At 62.1% G+C, this 23,659-nt stretch carries 28 protein-coding genes and 1 other RNA gene; 10 read left to right on the top strand and 19 right to left on the bottom strand.

The window, feature by feature from the left end; translation table 11 throughout:
- Positions 1–124: 124 nt before the first annotated feature.
- Positions 125–967: a methyl-accepting chemotaxis protein gene (locus K9B37_RS24565; RefSeq protein ID WP_255616380.1), complete on the bottom strand. Its 843-nt coding sequence runs from the start codon at positions 965–967 to the stop codon at positions 125–127.
- Between the two features lie 340 nt (positions 968–1,307).
- On the opposite strand from K9B37_RS24565, the gene K9B37_RS03060 reads away from it, so the two are divergent.
- Entirely contained in the window at positions 1,308–1,640 is a 333-nt protein-coding gene (locus tag K9B37_RS03060) for a hypothetical protein (protein WP_224311335.1), read from the top strand.
- Here K9B37_RS03060 and K9B37_RS03055 read toward each other — a convergent pair.
- Genes K9B37_RS03055 through pdxY form a run of 3 tightly spaced genes read right to left on the bottom strand, consistent with a single transcriptional unit; the run spans position 1,606 to position 4,112 of the window.
- Positions 1,606–2,358: an NUDIX hydrolase gene (locus K9B37_RS03055; protein WP_224311334.1), complete on the bottom strand. Its 753-nt coding sequence runs from the start codon at positions 2,356–2,358 to the stop codon at positions 1,606–1,608. The genes K9B37_RS03060 and K9B37_RS03055 overlap by 35 nt on opposite strands.
- Positions 2,355–3,260 (bottom strand): PhzF family phenazine biosynthesis protein, encoded by a 906-nt coding sequence (locus K9B37_RS03050; protein WP_224311333.1) that lies wholly within the window; start codon positions 3,258–3,260, stop codon positions 2,355–2,357. Before K9B37_RS03050 ends, K9B37_RS03055 begins: the two co-directional genes overlap by 4 nt.
- 3 nt (positions 3,261–3,263) lie before the next feature.
- The gene (pdxY, locus tag K9B37_RS03045) at positions 3,264–4,112 is read right to left on the bottom strand and encodes a pyridoxal kinase PdxY (protein ID WP_224311332.1); all 849 of its coding nucleotides are present in this window, start codon (positions 4,110–4,112) and stop codon (positions 3,264–3,266) included.
- A gap of 152 nt (positions 4,113–4,264) precedes the next feature.
- Between pdxY and K9B37_RS03040 the strand changes: the two genes are divergently transcribed.
- The 3 genes from K9B37_RS03040 to K9B37_RS03030 all read left to right on the top strand — a co-directional run bounded on the left by K9B37_RS03040 (position 4,265) and on the right by K9B37_RS03030 (position 5,481).
- Entirely contained in the window at positions 4,265–4,780 is a 516-nt protein-coding gene (locus K9B37_RS03040; protein WP_224311331.1) for a DedA family protein, read from the top strand.
- Between the two features lie 74 nt (positions 4,781–4,854).
- Positions 4,855–5,010, top strand: coding sequence for a hypothetical protein (locus K9B37_RS03035; protein WP_224311330.1), 156 nt, complete (start codon positions 4,855–4,857; stop codon positions 5,008–5,010).
- Positions 5,011–5,124: 114 nt separating this feature from the next.
- Positions 5,125–5,481 carry a hypothetical protein gene (locus tag K9B37_RS03030; protein WP_224311329.1) on the top strand — a complete coding sequence of 119 codons (357 nt, stop codon included), beginning with the start codon at positions 5,125–5,127 and terminating at the stop codon, positions 5,479–5,481.
- A gap of 74 nt (positions 5,482–5,555) precedes the next feature.
- On the opposite strand, the gene ilvC is transcribed toward K9B37_RS03030, so the two are convergent.
- Positions 5,556–6,575 carry a ketol-acid reductoisomerase gene (gene ilvC / locus K9B37_RS03025; RefSeq protein ID WP_224311328.1) on the bottom strand — a complete coding sequence of 340 codons (1,020 nt, stop codon included), beginning with the start codon at positions 6,573–6,575 and terminating at the stop codon, positions 5,556–5,558.
- Positions 6,576–6,785: 210 nt separating this feature from the next.
- Between ilvC and K9B37_RS03020 the strand changes: the two genes are divergently transcribed.
- Both K9B37_RS03020 and K9B37_RS03015 read left to right on the top strand, forming a co-directional pair.
- Positions 6,786–7,193, top strand: a complete 408-nt coding sequence (locus tag K9B37_RS03020) for a hypothetical protein (protein ID WP_224311327.1) — start codon at positions 6,786–6,788, stop codon at positions 7,191–7,193.
- A gap of 35 nt (positions 7,194–7,228) precedes the next feature.
- Positions 7,229–7,777: a DUF924 family protein gene (locus K9B37_RS03015; RefSeq protein ID WP_224311326.1), complete on the top strand. Its 549-nt coding sequence runs from the start codon at positions 7,229–7,231 to the stop codon at positions 7,775–7,777.
- A 2-nt stretch (positions 7,778–7,779) separates the two neighbouring features.
- Here K9B37_RS03015 and ilvN read toward each other — a convergent pair whose 3' ends face one another.
- Positions 7,780–8,322 (bottom strand): acetolactate synthase small subunit, encoded by a 543-nt coding sequence (gene ilvN, locus K9B37_RS03010; RefSeq protein ID WP_224311325.1) that lies wholly within the window; start codon positions 8,320–8,322, stop codon positions 7,780–7,782.
- Positions 8,323–8,359: 37 nt separating this feature from the next.
- On the bottom strand, positions 8,360–10,132 hold the full coding sequence (locus K9B37_RS03005) for an acetolactate synthase 3 large subunit (protein WP_224311324.1): 1,773 nt from the start codon (positions 10,130–10,132) through the stop codon (positions 8,360–8,362).
- A gap of 273 nt (positions 10,133–10,405) precedes the next feature.
- On the opposite strand from K9B37_RS03005, the gene K9B37_RS03000 reads away from it, so the two are divergent.
- Positions 10,406–11,233, top strand: a complete 828-nt coding sequence (locus K9B37_RS03000; protein WP_224311323.1) for an RMD1 family protein — start codon at positions 10,406–10,408, stop codon at positions 11,231–11,233.
- Here the strand turns inward: K9B37_RS03000 and miaA are convergent.
- Entirely contained in the window at positions 11,193–12,143 is a 951-nt protein-coding gene (miaA, locus tag K9B37_RS02995) for a tRNA (adenosine(37)-N6)-dimethylallyltransferase MiaA (protein WP_224311322.1), read from the bottom strand. The genes K9B37_RS03000 and miaA overlap by 41 nt on opposite strands.
- 14 nt (positions 12,144–12,157) lie before the next feature.
- Here miaA and serB point away from each other — a divergent pair, with 14 nt between their 5' ends.
- Entirely contained in the window at positions 12,158–13,063 is a 906-nt protein-coding gene (gene serB, locus K9B37_RS02990) for a phosphoserine phosphatase SerB (protein ID WP_224311321.1), read from the top strand.
- A gap of 124 nt (positions 13,064–13,187) precedes the next feature.
- Here serB and K9B37_RS02985 read toward each other — a convergent pair whose 3' ends face one another.
- The 8 genes from K9B37_RS02985 to K9B37_RS02950 all read right to left on the bottom strand — a co-directional run bounded on the left by K9B37_RS02985 (position 13,188) and on the right by K9B37_RS02950 (position 19,374).
- Complete coding sequence (locus K9B37_RS02985; RefSeq protein WP_224311320.1) at positions 13,188–14,708, bottom strand: DegQ family serine endoprotease; 1,521 nt, start codon at positions 14,706–14,708, stop codon at positions 13,188–13,190.
- A gap of 91 nt (positions 14,709–14,799) precedes the next feature.
- Positions 14,800–14,991, bottom strand: a complete 192-nt coding sequence (locus K9B37_RS02980) for a DUF2065 domain-containing protein (RefSeq protein WP_224311319.1) — start codon at positions 14,989–14,991, stop codon at positions 14,800–14,802.
- 6 nt (positions 14,992–14,997) lie between these two features.
- Positions 14,998–15,918, bottom strand: coding sequence for a protease modulator HflC (gene hflC / locus K9B37_RS02975; protein WP_224311318.1), 921 nt, complete (start codon positions 15,916–15,918; stop codon positions 14,998–15,000).
- A complete protein-coding gene (hflK, locus tag K9B37_RS02970; RefSeq protein ID WP_224311317.1) occupies positions 15,915–17,066 on the bottom strand; it encodes an FtsH protease activity modulator HflK in 1,152 nt (383 codons plus the stop codon). Before hflK ends, hflC begins: the two co-directional genes overlap by 4 nt.
- A gap of 117 nt (positions 17,067–17,183) precedes the next feature.
- On the bottom strand, positions 17,184–17,711 hold the full coding sequence (locus K9B37_RS02965; protein ID WP_224311316.1) for a dihydrofolate reductase: 528 nt from the start codon (positions 17,709–17,711) through the stop codon (positions 17,184–17,186).
- 11 nt (positions 17,712–17,722) lie between these two features.
- Positions 17,723–18,229, bottom strand: a complete 507-nt coding sequence (locus tag K9B37_RS02960) for a GNAT family N-acetyltransferase (protein WP_224311315.1) — start codon at positions 18,227–18,229, stop codon at positions 17,723–17,725.
- 39 nt (positions 18,230–18,268) lie between these two features.
- Entirely contained in the window at positions 18,269–18,574 is a 306-nt protein-coding gene (locus tag K9B37_RS02955; protein WP_224311314.1) for a DUF2293 domain-containing protein, read from the bottom strand.
- 5 nt (positions 18,575–18,579) lie between these two features.
- Positions 18,580–19,374 (bottom strand): thymidylate synthase, encoded by a 795-nt coding sequence (locus K9B37_RS02950; RefSeq protein WP_224311313.1) that lies wholly within the window; start codon positions 19,372–19,374, stop codon positions 18,580–18,582.
- Positions 19,375–19,454: 80 nt separating this feature from the next.
- Between K9B37_RS02950 and ssrA the strand changes: the two genes are divergently transcribed.
- Positions 19,455–19,811, top strand: a transfer-messenger RNA (tmRNA) gene (gene ssrA / locus K9B37_RS02945).
- A 24-nt stretch (positions 19,812–19,835) separates the two neighbouring features.
- Positions 19,836–20,444 (top strand): SspB family protein, encoded by a 609-nt coding sequence (locus K9B37_RS02940; protein WP_224311312.1) that lies wholly within the window; start codon positions 19,836–19,838, stop codon positions 20,442–20,444.
- A 36-nt stretch (positions 20,445–20,480) separates the two neighbouring features.
- Here the strand turns inward: K9B37_RS02940 and K9B37_RS02935 are convergent, their stop codons facing one another.
- The 3 genes from K9B37_RS02935 to K9B37_RS02925 form a co-directional block, all read right to left on the bottom strand.
- Positions 20,481–21,707, bottom strand: coding sequence for an RNA polymerase sigma factor (locus K9B37_RS02935; protein WP_224311311.1), 1,227 nt, complete (start codon positions 21,705–21,707; stop codon positions 20,481–20,483).
- Positions 21,707–22,054: a YciI family protein gene (locus K9B37_RS02930; protein ID WP_224311310.1), complete on the bottom strand. Its 348-nt coding sequence runs from the start codon at positions 22,052–22,054 to the stop codon at positions 21,707–21,709. The genes K9B37_RS02935 and K9B37_RS02930 overlap by 1 nt, the downstream gene beginning before the upstream one ends.
- 167 nt (positions 22,055–22,221) lie before the next feature.
- Complete coding sequence (locus tag K9B37_RS02925) at positions 22,222–23,658, bottom strand: cytochrome P450 (RefSeq protein WP_224311309.1); 1,437 nt, start codon at positions 23,656–23,658, stop codon at positions 22,222–22,224.
- Position 23,659 lies beyond the last annotated feature (1 nt).

The following is a 23,659-nucleotide window of genomic DNA, read 5'->3' as shown; positions in this document are numbered from 1 at the left end:
TTCTCCGAAGGCAAGCGGTTGAAACAAATGAAAGCTTGGGCGGTTTGACCGCGCACGAATCCGTCGTCCCTGCATTCGCTATCGTTCCGGACCCGAAACCGCCGCCATGCGCCCATCGCCCGGATTACGCAGCCCTGACGCGAGCCAGAAAAGCGGTGATTTCACGACCTAGCTCCTGCGAGGTCCCCGCCAGATGGGCCGATACCGTGAGAACATTCCCAGCCATGGCGTCATTCGACGCGGCGACTTCCCGTACCGAGGCGAGGCCATCGGCCATCTCCTGAGTAGCGGAAACAGCTCCGGCGACGCTCTCGGCGATCTGCAGCGTGGCTTCCTGCTGCTCGCCGGCCGCTGCCGCCACCGCTGTGGCGATGACATTGATCCGCTTGATCGTCTCTCCTGTCTTGGCAATCGCCTGGATGGTGGCATTCGCTGCTGCGCTGATCGCACGGATCTGGTCCGCAATCTGGCCGGTCTGGGTCGCGAGTGCTTTCACCTCGTGAGCGACAATGGCGAAGCCGCGACCGGCAGCGCCGGCCCGGGCAGCCTCAATCGTGGCATTCAGGGCGAGAAGGTTCGTCTGGGCAGCGATGCCGGTGATGAGGTCAACGACGGAGCCAATTTCCTGCGTCGCCTCCGTCAGGGAGCGCGCCGCCACATCGAGCCACGACAGGAATGGCGGCCTGAGGTGTTCAATGGCCTCGAGCGCCGTCGCAAGCGACTGAAACTTCGACCGCGCGTCATCCTTGTCCTCGGCACTGTAGACCGCATGGGCCATCACTACGGCATGCTCGATGGCAAAGGCCAGTGTCCGAGCCTGCAGGGCGCCGTTCCAGGCCGCTTCGACGGCACCGGCCCGCTGATACTCACGATCCATCTGAAGCTGACTGAATCCCGCGAGACAGAGAGCGGCGAGCCCTACCAAACCAATCACGGCAGCGAACTTGGTGCGCAGACTAAATTTCATCAGATTTTTCCAGGTGTCGTTACCCTGGTCACTTGTGCGTATCAATACCCTACTCGTCGGTTAAACGTAGCCGACTAGGAATTACTTATTTTACCCGCACTTACAGAAATATTTTTAATGTATATACTATGCTTATTCTGCCGTAAGCTCGCACCATTGAAGAACGATACTGTCATCAGAACTTCAAATAACTTTCACAATCGAAGCTCTGTAGAGGCACCGGCCTGCGATCTAAAGGCGGGTATCAGGACCTTTTCCTCCCCTGCATCCCCTTCAGTGAACTTTGCTCTATGTGGGATACGACGCCCGAAAGGGCGAAGCACAAGGGGAGCTCATATCAATGCCGATCGATTTCCGTATCCTTTGCCTGGCCGGTGTGGCTGCACTGTCGCTGGCGGCCTGCAACCAGACAACGGCCTCTGCCCCGTCAGCCGCGACCCTGACGGTGACGCCGACGAGCTTCCGGATGCCCGAAGGCACGGGCTGCCAGGGAGAGATCGCCCGTTATCGCGCCGTCATGGACAACGACCTGTCCATGGGTCATGTCAACCAGTCGGTCTATAACGGCGTCGAGAAGGACCTGGCTCAGGCGGATAGCGCCTGCGCCGCTGGCCGCGACGCGGAAGCGATCCGGATGGTCAACGCGACCAAAGCCCGGCATGGCTATCGCTGACGGCCGGATCCGCTGAAAAGCTCCACCGCAGAAAGGACTGGAGAAAGAGCGGCATCGCTTTCGGATCGATGTCATCCATGCCGCGGATGACCCGAACGTCACTGAGCTCCGGATGCTCCTGCGTCGCGATTCTGGCGCGGATCATCTCCGCGCCTTCCGCAGCCGGCACGTTCATCGTCGCAAAGCGCATGACGGCAAGGGCCGGCCAGCGCTCCACGACCACCCATTCATCTGAAACCCGATAGTCATCATCCAGGAGGCCGGTTTCCTCAGCGAGCTCGCGGGTGAGGCTTGAGGCGAGATCGACCGTGCCGTCGGGGAGCAGATCCGACCGGTCCGGCGTCCCTGCCGGAAAGTACACCCGCCCGCCATTCACGGTATCATGGCTCATGACGCCGCAGATGAAGGCGCCGTCTGAGCCACGCAACGCCGCCATAGCGAATCCATTGGCGACCGTGGGATCTGGGTGCCCCATATCGATCCAGGCGACGAGATTGGCGTAGTCGGTCTCGAAATAGACGTTGCGGCAGACATCCGGCGTCACCGAGATCTGGCTCACGAGAAGAACCTTGCCGTTGAACATCTTAGGCTTCGCTGACACGCGACGCCGCCAGTTCTCGGCGATGGCATCGCGGTGCTCTTCGGCCCAGCGCCAGGTGAACGGCTCGCAGGTCGCCTCGACGCGCCTCACATGCGTAATTGCCAATTCCCTTCTCATGCCACGATCTCGCCGCGGCTCACGACGACGGCGTGACCGCCGATTTCGGCAGAGACAAGCGCTCCCCCTTTGATCGTCATCTGAAGTGCAATCTCGCTCGGCCTCCCCATCTCGACACCCTGCTCGATCATGATGTCATGCTCGCCATCGCCAAGAGGCTCGCATTGCATCAGCGCGCCGGCGAAGGCGGCGGCGGCCGAACCGGTCGCCGGGTCCTCGGCGACACCCATGCCAGGGCCGAACATCCGCGCCCGGAAGCGCAGCCCCTCAACGCCTGATATCCGCGTATAGACATAGGCCGCCGGATGATCGCTGTCGGCGAAGGTCTTGTTGAAGGCCTCCGCATGCGGCTTCGCGCGTGCCAGTATCTCGAGCGAGGCGACCGGCACCAGATCGTAGGCCACGCCAGCCGAATGGCGGCTCGGGACGTGGCGCTCGAAGCCGATCTCCTTCGGATCGAGGCCGAGCGCCCAGGCGCAGTCGCTCGTCTCCTTGCCCTCGCCCCATGCGAACGGAAGCCGGGGCAGCTTGAAGCGGGCGCGCCCTTCGCTCTTGCTCGCGATCTCCACGGCACACGGCACGATGCCGACATTCTCCTTCAAGCCGAACGCTGCGGCTCCCGGCTCTCCGTCCTGATCGAGCAGGGCCAGGAGCACGGCGGTTCCGACGGTCGGATGCCCCGCAAAGGGCAGCTCGCGTGCCGGGGTGAAGATGCGGATGTCCGCCCGCTGGCGCGGATCGTCCGGAGGCAGGACGAAAACCGTCTCGGAGAGGTTGAACTCGCGGGCAATCGCCTGCATGGCTGGCGTGTCGAGACCCTCGGCCTCGAGAACCACGGCAAGCGGATTGCCTGCGAACGAACGATGCGTGAAGACGTCGAGGGTAACGAAACGGCGGGCCATCGATCAGACCTCCTCGGCCGGGTAACGATAAGTCGGCGCGATGAACTCGTCCTGCGCCGCGATGGTGAGAATTTCCCGCGATCCAGCCTCCTCGGTCCGCTTCAGGAGCCCGAAGACCGAGGCGGATGCCTCCTCGAGAGCCTTAGCGGCCGACAGTGTCCGCGCATAATGGACGAAGAACAGGGCGGCGATGGCGTCCCCTGCTCCGTTGACACTGAGCGAGAGGCGCGGCGTCCGGACCCGCCAGAAGCGCCCGCCCTGGCCTGCAATCAGATCGACGCAATCATCGGGAGTCTCACGGGACACGACCGATGTGACGAGCACGACCTTGGGACCGAGCAAATGCACGGCAGCGACTGCCTCCTTGACCGAGGCGAGCGTTTCGGTCGCGATCCCTGAAAGGTAGTCCAGCTCGAACTGGTTGGGCGTGATGATGTCCGCGGCAGGAACCGCCTGTTCTTTCATGAACTCTGGAATACCGGGGCGTACGAAGACCCCGCGCCCGACATCACCGATCACCGGATCGCAACAGTAGAGTGCATTAGGATTTAAGGACCGCACGCGCGCAACAGCGGACAGAATCGCGTTGCCGATATCCGCGGATCCCATATAGCCGGAGAGGACGCCGTCGCAGCGTTCGAGCACACCTCTGTCAGCAATTCCGTCCAGAAGCTCCTCGATCGCAGGACCGTCGAAAACGCGGCCCTTCCATGAGCCATAGCCGGTGTGATTGGAAAACTGCACCGTATGGATCGGCCAGACCTCGACGCCGAGGCGCTGCATGGGAAAAACGGCCGACGCATTGCCGACATGGCCGTAGGCGACGTGGGATTGAATCGAGAGAACGTTCATGGCACCTGCCCCGCTGACCGCCCTCGGTTAGCGCATCGGCCCGGCCGCATCAAATTGCATGCCGTGATGAAATCGATCACAACGGTGCAATGTCGCCGCATGGACTGCGATCTTCTCCCCGCGTCCAATTTGCTGCGTCTTATAGGAGTACCATGCTGGAAGGCCTGACTCATGCGACGATCGACTTCATTCGCGCCCACAGGGACTATGCGCCGCTGATCCTTGCCTTGCTGACCTTCGGCGAATCACTCGCCTTCATATCGCTGATACTCCCCGCGACCACGATCATCGTCAGCGTCGGCTTCATGATTTCGGCTGCGCAGATCCCATTCTGGGAATCCTGGGCCGGTGCTGTCGTCGGCGCGATCCTCGGCAACTGGATCTCCTTCGCTATCGGACGCCATTATAAGACCGAAGCCTATGGAATCTGGCCTCTGTCCCGGAACCAGCATCTCATTGTCCGAGGAGAACGCTTCTTTCAGCGATTCGGTCCTTGGGCGGTCTTTTTCGGAAGGTTCTTCGGTCCTACACGGGCGGTTCTGCCTCTAGTCGCCGGCATCTTTCTCATGCCATCAATTCTGTTTCACGCCGCGAACCTGGCTTCAGCCTTCGTATGGGCCTTCGCGCTGCTCGCGCCGGGAGCCGGGCTGGCGCATTACTTTTTCTAAGAAAATAGGTCGCTTCTCGAAACGGAACCATCCGTCTGGCATGTCATTGCCCCTCATCGTCCGAGGAGGCTCTCATGAGGAAAGGCAAGATGCACGGCGACAATTCCGCCGAAAGCAAAAATCATCCGGGCGACATGACGCGCGGCTCCGGCGGCACGACAAAGAAGCACCTTGATCCGGGCAAGCAAGACAATAACAAGGCCAACAATACGAAAAGCAACACGCAATAATTCCGCCAAATCGGCCGTTACGTCATTTTTCTTTGGCTTCCCCTCCGTTTCGGCAGGTGGCAGCCGCGCCAGCGGGTGATACATAACAGCATTGCCTTACGTCAAAGCAATGTTATGAAACAGAGCCCGCCAGATACGTACGATTGGTACGACGAGGATGACGCACTTCAGCCCATGGCTGGAGTAGCTGGGGGCGCACTTCCTGGATTCCTGCCCTCCTGGCAGCAACTCGGGTGGTGGACCGGCGGCATTACGTTCGCGGCGCTCTGGGTTTTCGAGAGTTGGAGCAAGACCCCGTCCTCCATTGGACGAGAGGGCATCGGTCGGCTGGCCGAAAGCGTTTGGGGTCTCCTTCTCGCCCTGGCTATTTGCTATGGGATCTACAAGTTCTGCGTGCCCCGGTATCCCAAACTGGGACATGCCTTATGCATTATCAGCGCTATCGTATTGCTCCTGCAGCACGTGGCCTGACTGTCTCTTTGGGGGCATCAAAAAATAAGGGGCGGATCAACCGCCCCTTCTTTTTGCCTGATGTTAGGCAGAAATCAGTTCCGGCTCTTGTCGACGAGAGCCTTGGACTTGATCCACGGCATCATCTCGCGCAGGCGAGCGCCGACTTCCTCGATCTGATGCGATGCGTTGCGAGCCCGGACCGCCTTGAACGACGTCTGGTTGACCTTGTTCTCCAGCATCCAGTCGCGCGTGAACTTGCCAGTCTGGATGTCGGTGAGGACGCGCTTCATCTCGGCCTTGGTGTCCGGCGTGATGATGCGCGGGCCGGTCACGTACTCGCCATACTCCGCGGTGTTGGAGATCGAGTAGTTCATGGTCGCGATGCCGCCTTCGTAGATCAGGTCCACGATGAGCTTCACTTCGTGCAGGCATTCGAAATAGGCCATCTCGGGAGCGTAGCCCGCTTCGACCAGCGTCTCGAATCCGGCCTTGATGAGCTCGACGAGTCCACCGCAGAGGACCACCTGCTCGCCGAACAAGTCGGTCTCGCACTCTTCCTTGAAGGTCGTCTCGATGATGCCGGCGCGGCCGCCGCCATTGGCGGATGCATAAGAGAGACCGAGGTCATGGGCGTTGCCCGTGGCATCCTGATGAATTGCGATCAGGGTCGGCACGCCGCCGCCACGGACATACTCGGAACGCACCGTGTGGCCAGGTCCCTTCGGTGCCACCATGAGCACGTCGAGATCCTTGCGCGGCTCGATGAGATTGAAGTGGACATTGAGGCCGTGGGCGAAGAGGAGCGCTGCGCCTTCCTTCATGTTGCCATGGAGCTCGTCGCGATAGATGTCGGCCTGGAGCTCGTCCGGCGTCAGCATCATGACCACGTCGGCCCACTTGGCGGCCTCGGCGACTTCCATCACCTTGAGCCCTTCCTTCTCGGCCTTGGCAGCCGAGGCGGAGCCCTTGCGCAGGGCCACGGCGATGTTCTTCACGCCGGAATCGCGCAGGTTCAGCGCATGGGCGTGTCCCTGGCTGCCGTAGCCGACAATGGCGACCTTCTTGCCCTTGATGAGATTGATGTCGGCGTCGCGATCATAATAAACGCGCATGGCTGCCCTTTTCCTTCAACGTTCGTAATGCTTGAATTTGCCCCATTTTTATCGGGGCATTGCGGGATGCGGCTTCTTAGCGACCTTTTGTTGCAGAGGGAAGCTGCGAAGCCGTTCTTTTCGTTCGTTTCAGAGAACCGTTATAGCGATTGCGTCACACCTCCCCTTACGCTAACAGAATAAAACATTATTCTGTTTCCAGAGGGAACCATGCCGAAGATTGACATCTCTTTCATCCTCCTCTCCGCCATATGCCTCATCATAGGAATCTTTCTCGGTATCTGGATGGCTGCAGCGCACGATTTCCAGTTTGCGCCCGTCCATGCCCATCTGAACCTCCTGGGGTGGGCCTCCCTCGCCCTGTTCGGCCTGATCTATCGGGCTTATCCGACCCTCCAGGCTTCCTGGCTCGCCAAGGCGCATCTGCTTCTGTCCGGATCGGCAGCCTTCGCTTTTCCGCTGGGCATTTACTACTCCATCGCACATGAGCAGCACGGGCTTGCCATCGTGATGTCCTTCGTCACCCTGGCCGGCGTCGTGATCTTCTTTGTCAATCTGGTACGGGCCTTCTTCTTCGCCTCTGCGTCTGCGCCAGCCGTTGCGCAGCCGATCGCCTGATTGAATTCTCGTCGTCGTTGTGGAGAAATGGGCTCATGGAACAGCTCATTTCTCCCGACACGGTGCTCGACTTCTGGCGCGAAGCCGGACCCGATAAATGGTTTACGAAGGACGAGGCTTTCGACCAGGCCTGCCGCGACCGCTTCATGTCCACCTACCGGGCTGCTGCCCGGGGAGACCTGAACGAGTGGGAACTGACGCCGGATGGCGCGCTCGCCGTGGTGCTCCTTCTCGATCAGTTTCCGCGCAACATGTTTCGCGCCACCCGCGATGCGTACAAGACCGATCCGGTCGCCGTGATGGTCGCGGACCGTGCAATCGAGCGGGGCTACGACAAGCGCGTCGAGCCGGCGTTCCGTCGCTTCTTCTATCTGCCCTTCATGCATTCCGAGTCCCTGCGGCATCAGGAGCGGTCGGTCGCGCTGAACGAGACTCTCGGCGAGCCGGACTCGGTCAAGTATGCTCATCACCATCACGACATCATCGCCCGCTTTGGCCGCTTTCCCCATCGCAACGTCATCCTCGGGCGTGAGACGACACCTGAGGAGGAAGAGTTTCTGAAGGTCAGCGAGTTCAGAGGCTGACCTCACATGCTTCCAGGGCCGCGCGCCATGGCGGCAACGCCGGTGCGCGAGACCTCCACGAGACCCACGGCCGTCATCAGCTTGATGAAGCGCTCGACCTCCTCGGTCGTGCCGGTGAGCTCGTAGATGAAGGATGTCAGCGTCGCGTCCATGGTGCGCGCTCCGAACGCTGACGCAAGCCGCATCGCCTCTACCCGGTGATCGCCCTTGCCGACCACCTTCACGAGGCAGAGCTCGCGCTCCACCGCATCACCCGTCATCGTCAAATCGACGACCCGATGAACGGGAACGAGACGGGAAAGCTGGCTCTTGATCTGCTCGATAATGCTGTCCGTCCCCGTCGTCACGATGGTGATGCGCGAGATGTGAGCCTCGTGCTCGGTTTCCGTGACCGTCAGGCTTTCGATATTGTAGCCGCGGCCTGAGAACATACCGGCGATCCGGGCAAGGACACCGGGCTCGTTGTCGACGATGATCGCCAGCGTATGACGATTGACGGGCTCGACGCGGGTGGCGCCAGGATAGTGGGTGCTCATCTGACTCATGATTGTTGCGTTCCGGATTTGATAAACAGGGTTTTCATCAGACCAGCATCTTGCCCTTCTCGTCGATGACGGAGCCGATGTCGGTTCCCGCCTCGCCGAGATAGTCGTTGAGCAGCATCTCGTTATGAGCCTTCCCGGACGGGATCATCGGGAAGCAGTTCTCCGTCTTGTCGACGATGCAGTCGAAGATCACCGGACGGTTCGTGTTGATCATCTTCAGGATCGCCTCATCGAGATCCGCAGGCTTTTCGCAGCGGATGCCGACGCCGCCATAGGCCTCTGCGAGCTTCACGAAATCAGGCAGCGACTCCGAGTAGCTGTGCGAATAGCGGCCGCCATGCAGCAGCTCCTGCCACTGACGCACCATGCCCATATACTCGTTATTGAGGATGAACACCTTGATCGGCAGATCGTACTGCAGCGCCGTAGACATTTCCTGCAACATCATCTGGATCGAAGCTTCGCCTGCGATGTCGATCACCAGGGCATCCGGATGGGCGAGCTGCGCACCGACCGCCGCCGGCAAGCCGTAACCCATCGTGCCGTGACCGCCCGATGTCATCCAGCGATTCGGCTCCTCGAACTTGAAGTACTGCGCCGCCCACATCTGGTGCTGACCGACCTCCGTGGTGACATAGGTCTCGCGGCCCTTGGTGAGTTCGTAGAGACGCTCGATCGCGTATTGCGGCTTGATGGTCTCGGTCGAGTTACGATAGGCGAGACATTTGCGCGCCCGCCAACCCTCGATCTTGTCCCACCATTCCTTGAGGGCGATCTTGTCGACCTGCGGTGCCTTCTGCCGCCACAGGCGGAGCATATCTTCCAGCACGTGCGCACAGTCGCCGACGATCGGGATATCGACCTTGACGTTCTTGTTGATCGAGGACGGATCGATGTCCACATGGATGCGCTTCGAATACGGCGAGAACGCATCGAGGCGTCCCGTAATGCGGTCGTCGAAGCGCGCTCCGATGTTGATCATCACGTCGCATTCATGCATCGCGAGGTTCGACTCGTAGGTGCCGTGCATGCCGACCATGCCGAGGAATTGCGGGTCGGAGGCCGGATAAGCACCCAGACCCATCAGAGTCGAGGTGATCGGGAAACCGGTCAGGTGCACGAACTCGCGCAGAAGTGCCGCGGCATGCGGGCCTGAATTGACGACGCCGCCGCCGGTATAGAAGACGGGCCGCTTGGCGTTGGCGATCAGATCGATGGCGGCGCGGATGCGCTCCGCATCGCCCTTCACTGTCGGATGATATGTCTTGTGCTGGTTGTTGGCCGGCCGGACATAGGTGCCCGCCTTGAACTGGATATCCTTCGGCAGATCGATCACGACGGGGCCGGGCCGGCCGTTCATCGCCACATAGAAGGCCTCGTGCAGGACGCGCGGCAGATCCTCGATCGACTTCACGAGATAGTTGTGCTTCGTGCAATGGCGCGTGATGCCGACAGTGTCGCATTCCTGGAAGGCATCGGAGCCGATGAGGTGCGTCGGGACCTGCCCGGTGATGCAGACCAGCGGGATCGAGTCCATCATCGCGTCTGCAAGGCCGGTCACGGCATTCGTAGCGCCCGGTCCGGAAGTCACCAGGACGACACCCGGCTTGCCGGAGGAGCGTGCATACCCCTCCGCCGCGTGAACGGCGCCCTGCTCGTGCCGGACGAGGACATGGCGGACCTTGTCCTGGTGGAACAGCGCATCATAGATCGGTAGGACTGCGCCGCCGGGATAGCCGAAGATATGTTCGACCCCCTGATCCTGGAGAGCGCGGATCACCATCTCGGCTCCCGTCATCGTCTCGCTCATGTCACTCGCTCCGTCTGAACTTTTTCATGTCGTGTGGAAATCTGGGCAATAAAAAAGGCCCCTGAGGGGGCCTGTGCGCCATCGCCGGACCTGCGGGTGTTAGCCCCGCTCCGTCGATGGCGCTCGTACTACGAGAATAAGCTTGCGCATAAATGCAGCCTTCGGTTCGAAAGTTGCGCAGACGCTAGCCGATGCATTTCATTCGGTCAAGCGTCTCGCATTTGGCAGTTCAAGGTCTAGCTCTTAGGATGCACGACCTATCAGTAGCTTGCCATGACCGATACCGTTTCCTCAACTGAAAATCCGATCCGCGGCCCCCGCATCACGGCTCGCGCCCTTCTCCTGGGCGACCGGCTGGACGTGGCCGGGCTCGAGCGCAGTGACGTTCTCTCGACCTCTCCCCTCGCCTTCCGGGCGGGCCAGGAGGGTTTTGTGGCCCTGTTCCGCTTCGGCGTCGCGGTGCTGGTCGGCCTCACGCCCCTGGAGGAGGACGAGGTGATCCGGGGTCTCCGCCAGCGGATCGTCGGGGAATTCGCCCGTCACGAGGAGGAGACGGCGGTTATCGAGATCTCATCCGACAAGGACGATCAGATCCCACCCGGTGGCCCCATCTACGTTCGGCAGCTCTCGACGGAGCGCCTCATCGTGATCACCGACGCCCTCGCCAAAAGCGCTGCCCTCTCTCGCGACGAACGGGAGGCGGCAGCGGTGTTCGACGTCATGGAGCCTTTCGCCCGTTTTCTGGCCGAGAAAGGCAGGCGCCCTGGCGGACGGCGCGAGATTCTCAAGCTTGTGGGAAACGCCCTGCTGGTCCGGCAGCGGGTCTCGGGCCGCGTGGCCGTCGAGGAAAAGCCTGATGTTCTCTGGGACCGGCCGGATCTGGAGCGCCTCTATGCTCGCCTGGAGGACGAGTACGAACTGAGGGAGCGCGCAACTGCTCTTCACCGCAAGCTCGACGTGATCGGCGACACGACCCAGGCCCTGACCGATCTGATCGACACGGAACGCTCCTTACGCCTCGAATTGATCATCGTCATCCTGATCGTCTTCGAGATCGTCATTACTTTCTACCAGATGGCGACGGGCACACCGGGGCATTGACGGCCGCCATCGCGACTTCGAATGCCTCTTCGGGCGCGACCCACTGCCAATCCGGCAGTTGGTGACGGAACCAGGTGAACTGGCGCTTGGCATAGCGGCGCGTATCGGCCTGCCCCTTCGCGACCGCCTCCTCCCGCGAGACCTCGCCGCGCAGATAGGCCAATAAGCCCGGCACCCCGTGGGCGCGCATCGCTGGGAGCATCGGATCGAGATGGCGCTCTCCAAGCGCCCTCACCTCTTCAAGGGCGCCGCTCTCCATCATGGTAACGAACCGCGCATCGATGCGCCGGCGCAATTCATCCCGATCCGGGGCGAGAAACAGCTTAATGATGGAGCCTGCCGCCAGAGGCCCGGGCTGGCGAACACCGTGGAACGACACCAGAGGCTTGCCGGTCGCAGCGAAGATCTCGAGGGCCCGCTGTACCCGCAATCGATCCGATGGGCGCAGAGTCTCGGCCGTTTCGGGATCGCGTTCCATGAGAAGCCGGTGAAGCTCTGGTGTTTCCAGCCCCTCGCTGTCCTGTCGGATAGCCTCCCGAACTGCCTCGGGCACCGGAGGCATATCCGAGAGCCCCTCCGTGAGCGCCTTGAAATAGAGCCCGGTCCCGCCGACGAAAATCGGCACTTTCCGGCCCTGCAAATCCTTGAGCAGGTCTGTGGCATCGGCGACATAGCGTCCGACGGAAAAATTCACCGCCGCATCCACGTGGCCATAGAGCCGATGCGGAACGGCCGCCTCCTCCTCCGGGGTCGGGCGGGCGGTCAGGGTGCGCAGATCACGATAGACCTGCATGGAATCGGCGTTGATGACGACGCCGCCGAGCCTTTCCGCCAACCAGATGCCCAAAGCGGACTTGCCTGATGCGGTCGGCCCTGCAATGAGAACCGCGCCGATCCCACCGTCACTCACACCCGGTCTCCACGATGACTGCTCCTTCCGATCTCGTCGCGACGCTCGTCGCCAATCCCGACCGTCCCGTCCTCACCGGGACGATCCTCGCGACGGCGGCCAAGGCGCTGGGACAAGAAACGGAACCGGCCGTCCTGGCAAGCGGAATCGCGGCGGACCTGATCCTTCCGGGAGGCCGTGAGAGGACAGTGATCGAGGCGATCCTGCGCGACGCCCTCGGCGATGCGCCTATCGACATCATCGTCCAACCCCTCGCAAATCGGCGCAAGCTCCTCTTCCTCGCGGACATGGATTCCACCATGATCGGCCAGGAATGCATCGACGAGCTGGCCGATTTCGTCGGGCTGAAAACGGAGGTCTCAGAGATCACCGAGCGTGCCATGCGCGGCGAGATCGCCTTCGAGCCGGCGCTCCGTGAACGTGTGGCGCTCCTCAAGAATCTTCCCGTGAAGGTGGTCGACGAAATCATCGCGAGCCGCATCAGCCTGACCCCTGGCGGTCCTGCTCTGGTCCAGACCATGCGGGCGAACGGAGCCTATACTTGTCTCGTGTCGGGCGGCTTCACCCTTTTCACGGGCCCGATTGCCGCCAAGATCGGCTTCAACGAGCACCGCTCCAACCATCTGATCGTCGCAGACGAGATGCTCGCCGGGAAGGTGGAGGAACCAATCCTCGGACGAGAGGCGAAGCTCGCCACCTTGATCGAGCTGCGCGACCGTTTCGGACTCTCCCATGCCGACACCATGGCGGTCGGCGACGGCGCCAACGATCTCGCCATGCTCGGCGAGGCAGGTCTTGGCGTCGCGTTTCACGCCAAACCTGCCGTTGCGGCAGCCGCCCATGCTCGGATCGACTATGGTGATCTGACCGCGCTCCTCTACGCGCAGGGATATCGAGACCAAGACTTCGTCGAGAACTGACGGAACGCTTCTGTCGCTTGTCGTGAGATCTGCTCGCACACCACCAGAGCGGCGGTACGGGACGGTGCTACAAGTGGAAAGGGCAGCCCAAAGCTGCCCTTCTTTATAATCATGAACCTCTTCGTCACTCGATGGACAGAGCCACGAAGCGGACTTCGCCTTGGGTGTTCGCGACGAGGAGAAGCGCCGACTTGCGCCCCTGGGACTTGATGGTGTCGATCCGCTTTGTCACATCGGCGGGGGTGGAGACCGGCTCCTGTCCGACCTCGACGATCACTTCTCCCGGCTGGATCCGCTTATCGGCGGCCGTGGAATTCGGATCGACGCGGGTGATGACCACGCCCTTCTGACCATCCTTCAGGCCGTAGCGGCGGCGCAATTCGTCCGTCATGCCCGAAAGCTCGAGGCCAAGGGCCTGCTTGGTGACTGTCGGTGTGTCGGTCGAGGGCTGCTGGAGGTTCGCCTGCTTCTCGCCATCCTCAAGACGGCCGAGGGTGACCTGCTTGGTCTCTTCCTTGCCCTTGCGCACGACCACCACGTCCACCGTCTTGCCAACGGGGGTCGAGGCAACGATGCGCGGCAGATCGCGGGAATCCTTCACATCCTTGCCGTCGAAGCGGGTGATCACGTCTCCGACATCGAGTCCTGCGGGCTTTGCCGGTCCCTTATCGTCTATGCCGGCGATCAAAGCGCCCTTGGCCGAGCCAAGGTTCAAGGCCTCTGCGGTGGCGTCATCCACGTTCTGGATGCGCACGCCGAGCCAGCCGCGACGCGTCTCGCCGAACTGGCGAAGCTGATCGATGACCGGAGCCGCCGTCGACGCCGGCACCGCGAAGCCAATGCCGACCGATCCGCCCGTAGGCGACAGGATCGCCGTGTTGATGCCGACCACTTCGCCGTTCATGTTGAACAGCGGCCCGCCCGAGTTGCCCTTGTTGATGGCCGCATCGGTCTGGATGTAGTTGTCATAGGGACCGGAATCGATGTTGCGGCCGCGGGCCGAAACGATGCCGGCCGTGACGGAGCCGCCGAGGCCGAAGGGATTGCCGATCGCCATCACCCAGTCGCCAGGGCGGAGCGCATCGGAATCGCCAAACTTCACCGCCTTGAGAGGCTTGTCCGACTTCACCTTGAGAACGGCGAGATCGACCTTGCTGTCCTTGCCGATGATGTCCGCCTTCAGGCGCGTGCCGTCGGAGAAGATCACCGTAATCTCGTTGGCGTCGCCGATGACGTGGTTGTTGGTCACCACGATGCCGGATGCGTCGATGACGAAGCCGGAGCCGAGGGAGTTCGACCGGCGCTGCCGCGGAAGCGGATTGTCGCCATTGCCATTGCCGTTGCCCTGCCCTCGGCGATTGAAAAACTCTTCGAACAGATCTTCGAAGGGAGTGCCGGGCGGCAGCTGCGGCAGGGTCCGGTTCTTGGCCTCAACTGTGGTCGAAGCCGAAATGTTGACGACGGCACCCGTCACCTCGTCCGCAAGGTCTGCGAAGGATTCAGGCGCTGATCGGGCCTGTGCCGCCATTGGAAGAGCGGTTGCGACGAAAGTGACGACGGCAAAGCAGGACGCGGCCAGCCTGCGCGACAGGCGCGTGGGACGCACGGTCTGCGAGGGCGCCAGTGCGTTCATGGCTTGGGTCATTGAAAATCCTCTCTTGGAGAGCTGTGGCTATAGATTGTCCCTCTGTTTCGCCATTCAAGCGCGGATTGCGGCGGAAGAGGGGCTGAATCCGTCATCCAAACTGCCGAATGACCCAGATGATGCCGAGTCCGACAATCGCCGAGACGATGCCGACAAGGCGCATCCGGTCGCTCGGGCTGTGGGCAGCCTCATACATGGCGCGGCGCATACCGTCAGGGAAAGCCGCAAATAGAATGCCCTCGACCACGAGAGCGAGGCCGAGGGCTGCGACGAGATCCAGCATCAGAGCTTATTGTGCTGGCGCCGGCTGGGCCGGCGGAACGGGAGCCTGACCGCTCTTGGAGCGCCCTGCCGGATCGTTGAAGTAGCGGAAGAAATCGGAATTCGGGCTCAGCACGAGGCGGGTTTCTCCTTTGAGACCGGTCTCGTACGCCTGCAGCGACCTGAAGAAGGCGAAGAAGTCCGGATCCTGGCTGAAAGCGTCAGCCAGAATACGATTCCTATCCGCATCGCCCTTACCGCGCAATTCCTCCGATTGGCGATTGGCCTCAGCCCGAATGACCGTGGCATCGCGCTCGGCGCGGGCGCGGATCGTCTGCGCCTGCTGCTGGCCGTTGGCCCGCAGATCCGCCGCCTCACGTTCGCGCTCGGTGCGCATCCGCTGGTAGACGGCCTGACTGTTAGCGGCCGGAAGGTCGACCCGGGTGAGCCGCACATCGATCATCTCGATGCCGAGGCTCTGCGCCTGCCGGTTCACATCTTCTTGAATGCGCTGCATCAATTGGCTGCGATCCGTGCGGACGATAGCGTCGCGGGAGGCGCTGGCGAGCACGTTACGCATCACCGAATTGGTGAAGCTGGCGAGGCGCTGATTGGCGAGCGGAATGCTGCCGACCGCCTGATAGAACTTGAGCGGATCGACGATCCGATAGCGGGTAAAGGCGTCGACCTCGAGGTTCTGCCGGTCTGCGGACAGGATGGTTTGGACCGGCAGGTCGAGATCGAGGACACGCTTGTCGAAATAGGTGACCGTGTCGATCATCGGGACCTTGAAGTAAGGTCCGGGCTCACGCAGAGCCGACTGCACGGCGCCGAAGCGCAGCACGAGAGCATACTGGGTCTGCTGCACGATGAAGATCGAGCTGTAGAGCGCGATCGCGGCGATCGCCAGGAGGATGATGAGACCCGTCCGGAGGGCTGGGCTGTTCATCGCGTGGCTCCCTGCTGACCGGTGGCGGCGCCTTGGCCCTGAGGCTGCGGCGGACGCGGCAGTTGCGTGAGCGGCAGGTAGGGAACGATCCCCTGCCCGTTCTGATCGATGATCACCTTGTCGACCCCGTTCATGACCCGCTCCATAGTCTCCAGGAACATGCGTTCCCGGCTGACGGCAGGTGCCAGTTTGTAGGCTTCGTAGATTTGGCTGAAGCGCGAGGCCTGACCGGTTGCGTCTGCAACCGCCTGTTCGCGGTAGGCTTCCGCCTGCTGCACTGTCCGAGCTGCGTCACCGCGGGCCTCGGGCACGACGCGACTTGCAAAGGTCTCGGCCTCGTTCTGGACGCGGACGGCATCCTGCTGGGCGGCGTTCACATCGAAGAAGGCCTGGCGCACCTCGGCTGGCGGCTGAGCGGCCTGGAGCTGCACCACGTTGACGAGGACACCGGCGCCATAGGCGTCGAGGGTCGTCTGCATGATCTGGCGCACTTCCTGAGCGACGCTGGCCTGCTCCGTGGTCAGGACGTTCTGGATCTTCCGGCGGCCGATGACCTCGCGCATGGCGCTCTCGCCTACGGATTTGATCGTCCCCTCGGGGTTCTGAAGGTTGAAGACGAAGTCCTGAGGACGGGCCGGATTGACCTGCCAGACCACGTCGAAATCGATGTCGATGATGTTCTCGTCCCCGGTGAGCATCAGGCTCTCTTCCAGGATGTCACGAGCGCGCCCCTGACCCGATGGGGTCGAGCGGTAGCCGACCTCGATACGTTGCTGCTCCGTAACATTCGGCTTGATCACTCGGCCGATCGGATAGGGCCAGTTGTAGTTCAAGCCTTCGCCTGAGGCGCCCGTGAACCGGCCCAGCCTCATGTTGATTCCGACCTCATTCGGCCGAACCGTATAGATTCCCGTCAGCAGCCAGATGATGATGGCGCCGAGAATGAGGACAAGCAGCCCCTTGCCGCCGCCTATCGAGCCGCCGGGCATGAAATCCTTCAGCCGGTCCTGGCCGCGGCGCAGAATATCTTCAAGGTCGGGGGGCGCTCCATTGCCCTGTTGGCCGCCGGAACCCCATGGGCTCTTGCCGCCTCCCGATCCTCCGCGCTGGCCCCAGGGCCCGCCGCCGCTTTGGTTACTCCAAGGCATGGTCGCCTTTCCTCACTCTGAAAAGACCGGCCGTCTAAGCCGATGGACATCAGGCGGTTGTGGTTGGTCTTTCTCCCGCCTGTCAAGGCTGCGACTTGGGGATTGCGGCGGCTTTCGTCAACCTTGGCAGGATCGTGAACGGCGTTCCAGATCGATAAAGGTAAACGGATGCTCGTCGTCCCCGGCTTTCGGGTGGTCGCTGCGCCGCATTTCCGTAAATGCAGAACGATCGAAAGCCGGAAAAGTCGCGTCCCCGTCCGGAGCCGTGTGAACTTCCGTCAGATGGATTCGCTTCACGAGCGGAAGGGCGAGAGCATAGATCTCCGCGCCGCCGGCCACGGCGATCGCATCTGCTCCCATGCGCACGGCAATTTCCTCACCCTTCGCGAGGGCTTCGTCCCAGGTCCTTGCCACATGCACGCCCTCGACGGCGAAGCCCGGGTCCCGGGTCAGAACAATGGTCTCCCGCCCCGGCAGCGGCTTGCCGATGGACTGGAACGTCTTTCGTCCCATGATCATCGGCTTGCCCCAGGTCAGCTCCTTGAACCGGCGGAGGTCGGTCCGCAGGCGCCAGAGCAGGCGATTGTCGCGTCCGATCACGCCGTTGTCGGCAACGGCAACCACGAGAATGAGAGGAAGGGTCATGGCATTCTGTCCTATTCAATCGATGTCCTAGGTGCGAAAGCCCTACCCGCCAACCTCTCCAGCGCCTCGCCCGTCACGCGCTGCACGGTCCATTCGTCCATCGGAGCCGCACCGATGGAACGGTAGAAGCGCAGGGCCGGCTCGTTCCAGTCGAGGACCCACCATTCGAGGCGCGGAAGCTTCTCCGCAAGACAGCGCCGGGCCAAGTGTTGCAGCAGAGCTTTCCCGATGCCTTTGGACCGGAAGTCGGGCCTGACGAACAGGTCCTCGAGATAGATCCCGTGGCGCCCTCGGAAGGTGGAAAAATTGTAGAACCATAGGGCAAAGCCTGCCGGTTCCCCGTCCCACTCGGCGATATCGGCGAAGACGCGCGGCTGCGGCCCGAACAAAGCCGCGGAAAGATCCTCCTCCGTGGCGTCGACCTCGTGAGCGAGACGCTCATACGCGGCCAGCTCACGGATGAAGGTGAGAATCAGAGAAGCGTCCGGCGCTTCGGCCTTGCGGATCGTCAGTGTCATGGGAAGGGTTGTGCCCAAGCTTGCAGGCCCTGTCGAGCCTCAATCCGGCTCGTCCTCGGGCTTGATACGGCGCGGGGAGCCCCACTCTTCCAGGACACCGTTCATGTCGTCGAGCACGAAAAAGCGCGCGCTGTCGACATCATAGCCGTCGTCGAGAAGCTCGTCATACTCGGTCAGCCGATGGCGGATATAGGAGACGATGGACAGCCATGCCGCTGTCTCCGGCGTCGCCGTATGGAGACCGCGGCTGCCAAGGGCATGGTCGGTCACCGCCTCGAATTCATGGCGCGGAATGCGCGGAGCGAGGATCCTGACGGCGCTTTCGATGAATTCGCGCCTGTTCATGGAGGCTACACAGCGACGGGGGCCTTGATGGCCGGATGAGGATCATAATCCTCGATGACGATGTCGTCGAAAGTGAAATCGAAGAGCGAGCGCACCGCCGGGTTGAGACGCAATTTCGGCAGGGGTTTCGGCTCCCGCGACAGCTGCAGACGCGCCTGCTCGAGATGATTCACATAGAGATGCGCATCCCCGAAGGAATGCACGAAATCGCCGGGCTGCAGCCCTGTCGCCTGCGCCATCATATGCGTCAGCAGCGCGTAGGATGCGATATTGAACGGCACACCGAGGAAGACGTCCGCCGAGCGCTGATAGAGCTGACACGAAAGCCGCCCTTCGGCCACATAGAATTGGAAGAGGCAGTGGCACGGCGCCAGCGCCATCTTGTCGAGATCTGCCGGATTCCAAGCAGACACGATCAGGCGGCGCGAATCGGGATTGCGGCGGATCTCATCCAGGACCCATTGGATCTGGTCGACCGTGCCGCCGCCAGGCTTCGCCCAGGAGCGCCATTGCTTGCCGTAGACTGGACCGAGATCACCGTTCTCGTCGGCCCATTCGTCCCAGATCGTGACACCGTTCTCCTTCAGATAGCCGATATTGGTGTCACCCTTCAGGAACCAGAGCAGTTCATGCACGATGGAGCGCAGGTGCAGCTTCTTCGTCGTGACCAGCGGAAAGCCCTGGCTGAGATCGAAACGCATCTGGTGCCCGAAGACAGAAAGGGTCCCGGTTCCCGTCCGGTCGTCCTTGCGGACTCCCTCATCCAGGACACGCCGGAGAAGATCGTGATAGGCCTGCATGAAATGCTCCTCGTCTTTCTATACGCCAAGCCGACCGATCGTTCCGAGGGCGCATTTCGTCCTCTTAGAACTTGTCCCCCGCTCTTTCAAAATGCATTCGGCTTTCCTATATTGGGGGCGCCAGCCGCGAGGTTGGCTATGGCGATAAACGGCTATCGAAATAAACCCATCGGACCCGGGGGCGGTACCCGGCGCCTCCACCAAAGCCCAGGCACGGCCTGGGTTTCGACGGGGGCGAAATAGGATCGACGAGGGCGTAAAGGATAGACTTTCGCTCGGCATGGTTCCGCCGTTATCGGGCCGATTCAATAGTTGCCAACGACAACTATGCTCCGGTTGCGGTGGCTGCGTAAGCAGCTTCTAAAGCCGATTCAAAGCCCTAGCGGGTAGCACCGTTAGGCGGGGTTCGGAGGCACCTGGCAACAGAAGCCTCCACTCTCTTATTCCTCAAGGGCTCCCTCATGGCCGGTAAAGACCTGATCCGTTATGATCTTCTTGTGCAGGACGCGCTGAAAGGCGTAGTGCGCAAAGTTTTGATCGATGCGGCCAAGGACGGTTTGCCGGGTGAGCACCATTTCTACATCTCGTTCCAGACCGATTTTCCTGGCGTAAGGCTCTCGAACCGCCTGCGTGAAAAATATCCGCAGGAGATGACGATCGTCCTCCAGCATCAGTTCTGGGACCTGAACATCACGGAACATACTTTCGAGATCGGTCTGTCTTTCTCCGGCGTTCCGGAGCGGCTGCTGATTCCCTTCGACGCGCTGACGGGCTTCTTCGACCCTTCGGTTCAGTTCGGCCTCAAGTTCGCCGCCGAAGGCGAGGAGGAGATCGAAGAGGAGCCATCCCAGCCGGCGCCAGTCCGCACTGGCGAGGCGCAGCCCGTCGAATTGAAGCGCCCGAAAGCCACTTTCGCGTCAGGCAGCAAAAAGGCGGACGAGAAGAAACCCGCCGCCAAGGGTGAGACATCACCGCCGGACGCTGCCGAGCCGGCCAAGCCCGACGAATCGAAAGCCGGCGACAGCGGAGCCCAGGTGGTCAGCCTCGACTCATTCCGCAAGAAGAACTGAGATTCCCGACGCAGACGCCTGTCGTGTAAGCACGGTTCAGCGGAGCTCGTCTCTCCGTCTCTGCAGCCATAATTTCTCCGCCTGCGACGAACCAAGCGCGAGCGCTGTATCGTAGGCAGCAATGGCTTCCTTCGTGCGCGAGAGGCGCCGCAGACAATCGGCCCGCACGGCGTGATAGGGAGCAAAACCTTCCAGCCGCGCCGCATCGAGCACCTCGATATCCGCCAATGCCATCGCGGCGCCGTATACCTCCGCGACCGCAACGGCGCGATTGAGCCGTACGAAGGGATCGTCGCGAAACATCAGCAGGCGATCGTAGAGTTTCAAGATCTCGGGCCAAGGCGGCGGATCATCATGTGTAAGGCGAGAGCACCACGCCCCGTGAAGGGCTGCCTGCACGCCACGAGCACCCGCCGATCCGATGGAAAAGGCGTGTTCCAGATAGGCGTCCGCCTCGCCAATCAGGGAGCGGTCCCAGAGGGCAGGATTCTGCTCGGAAAGCGGAATCATGATTCCTTCCCCGTCGACTCGCGCCGGTCGGCGCGCCTCGGCATAACGGACCAGCGCGGCAAAAGCCGCCACCTCGGGATCGCGGGGCAGTAGCTCGCACAACAGAGCGGTCAGCCCGAGCATTTCGGATGCGAAACCTGCATGGGAGCCGGTCCCCGCTGCATCCTCATGCGCACGTGCATAAGCCACCTCCAGCGTGCTCAGAACCGCTTCCAGACGCTCCGGCCACGCGGCCGGCTCCGGCACTTCGAAACGAATCCCAGCCTCGGCAATCTTGCGCTTCGCCCGCACGAGCCGCTGCGCCAATGTCGGCTCCGGAACGAGGAAGGCGCGGGCGATCTCGCCGGTGGACAACCCGCAGATGAGGCGCAGCGTGAGAGCAGCACGGCTCTCGGCCGCCACGGCCGGATGACAGCACACGAAGATCAGGCGCAACCGATCATCGGGAATCAGGCTCGCGTCATCGCACATGGCTGCCTCCACCGTGGGTTCAGGATCGGGCGCGTCCGGAAGCAGTCCTCCGCGGATGCGCCGCGCGCGCAGGATCTGCAGGGCGAAGCGCTCCGCGACACGATAGAGCCACGCGGCGCTGTCCGATGGCGATCCGTCGCGCTCCCAGACCTCCGCCGCGCGCAGACACGCATCGGCGAAGGCCTCTTCGGCAAGATCGAGATCGCGGAAGCGTACAGCCAATGCCGCAACGATTCTTGGCTGCGCCGTCCGGACCGCGATCGTCAGCGCCTCGCGCATCATCACGCGGCGCCGAGCAGCGGCCTGATCTCGATGGAGCCGTTCTTGAGAAGCGGAAACTTCTTCGCGACGGCGATGGCAGCGTCCAGATCCGGCACGTCAACGACGTAGAGGCCCGCCAATTGCTCACGCGCTTCCGCGAACGGGCCATCGTGCACGGTCCTGTTGCCTTCGGCGATTTTGACCGTGGTCGTCATCTCCGTCGGCTTCAGGCCGGAGCTGAAGAGCCGCTGCGGTCCGAGTTCGTTGCGCAGAGCCACGTGTTTCGCGAGCAGATCCTTGACGGCCGGTCCCGACCGGTCAGAGCCGTAGATCGTTTCGTCTTCATAGAGCAGCAAAGCGTATTGCATGGGTCTGTCCCCCTTCACACAGCCGCCGGGCATGGCGCCGTTTCACAGGATAGATGCACGAGACCGGTCGATTTCGACATCCTGCCCAAAATTATTTCAACGGCTTGCAAAAACGCGCGGCGATGTCTCGCCAACCTGCCGGACGAGGCCTTGAATGCCAAGCGCGATCAGGCCGATGCGGCGGCGGATCGTGACGGCAGCGTCTTTCGATGCGTCAGTCGCATCGGGAGGCCTCCCTCTGGCCGCAGGGTGACGCGATGCACGGGCCGGACCTCATGACCAGGCATGAGATCGAGCCGGACAGCCCGGACCACGCTGGCGAGGACGATGGTGGCCTCCTGGAGGGCGAAGCTCGCACCGATGCACACACGCGGGCCGGCTCCGAACGGCAGATAGGCGAAGCGGTCGATGCGGTCCCGATTCTCCGGCAGGAAACGCTCCGGATTGAAGGCATCGGGCGCCTCCCAGAGCCCTCGATGCCGGTGAAGCACGTATGGCGCGACCGTCACGACCGATCCTGCAGGAATGGGCAGCGAACCGATGCGGTCCTCCGCGATGGCCGCCCGGCTCAGATATGGCGCAGGCGGATAGAGCCGGAGTGTTTCGTCGAGAACGGCGCGGGTGAAGACCAGGCGCTCTAGATGGTCGAACATGATCGGTCCGTCGCCAAGAACCCGATCCACCTCTTCTTCGATGCGTGCGCGAGACTTCGGATCCTGGGACAGGAGATAGAGCGACCAGGACAGGGCGTTCGCCGTGGTCTCATGCCCGGCCCCGATGAAAGTGACGATGTTGGCCCGCACATCCTCATCGCTCAGTCCTCTCCCGGTTTCGGGATCGGAGGCCTGCAAAAGGAGCGTCAGAAGGTCGTGCGGTGCCGGTTCCCCCCGGGCCAGCAAGGCGCGGCGGGCCTCGATCAGTTCGTTGACCAGCTGCTCGAAGAACCGAATGGCGGGCCTTGCCCTGAGCCGGCCGATCCGCGGAACCCAATCGGGAAATCCGAAGATGTCGATGGGGTCGACCCGGCCGATCCCTTCGAAATACCGGCTGATCGCGCCCGCGAGGGCATCCGGGTCCCAAGTGGCGCCTTTCGTGAAGATCGTGCGCTCCAGGACGTCGAGGGTGATGCGGGTCATCTCGACGGATGCATCAACGATCCGACCGTTCGGGCGGCGCTGCCAGCGCCGGACGAGACGATCCGCCGCCTCCACCATGGCAGGAAGGAAGCTGGCCACCGTGCGCGGCGTGAAAAGCGGTGCCAGGGTTCGCCGCTGCAGCCTCCAATCCTCCCCTTCGGCCGTCAGAAGGCCCCGCCCCAGGCCGGGGGCCAGGACGCGGATCTGCAGGTCGTCCTTGCGGTAATTCGCAGCATTGTCGACGAGGACATGCCGGATGATGACGGGGTCATTGACGACGGTCATGCGCCCGAGCACCCCGTCTCCGGTGATAACCGGCTCCTCGAAATGCTTGTCCATCCAGGTCGTGAGGGGATTGCGGCGAACGGCGAGCAGAAAGGACAGCAATCCCATCGGCTCGGTCCGTGGCCGCGGAGCAGGAGGGTAGAAGAGCGGCGTCTCCGGGGTGTTCGTGACAGAATTTGCCATG

The sequence above is a fragment of the Microvirga puerhi genome (genome assembly GCF_020089865.1).
Taxonomy (GTDB): Bacteria; Pseudomonadota; Alphaproteobacteria; order Rhizobiales; family Beijerinckiaceae; genus Microvirga; species Microvirga puerhi.
Note: the sequence above shows the minus strand (reverse complement) of the source record. Positions and strands in the feature narration are given on the sequence as shown.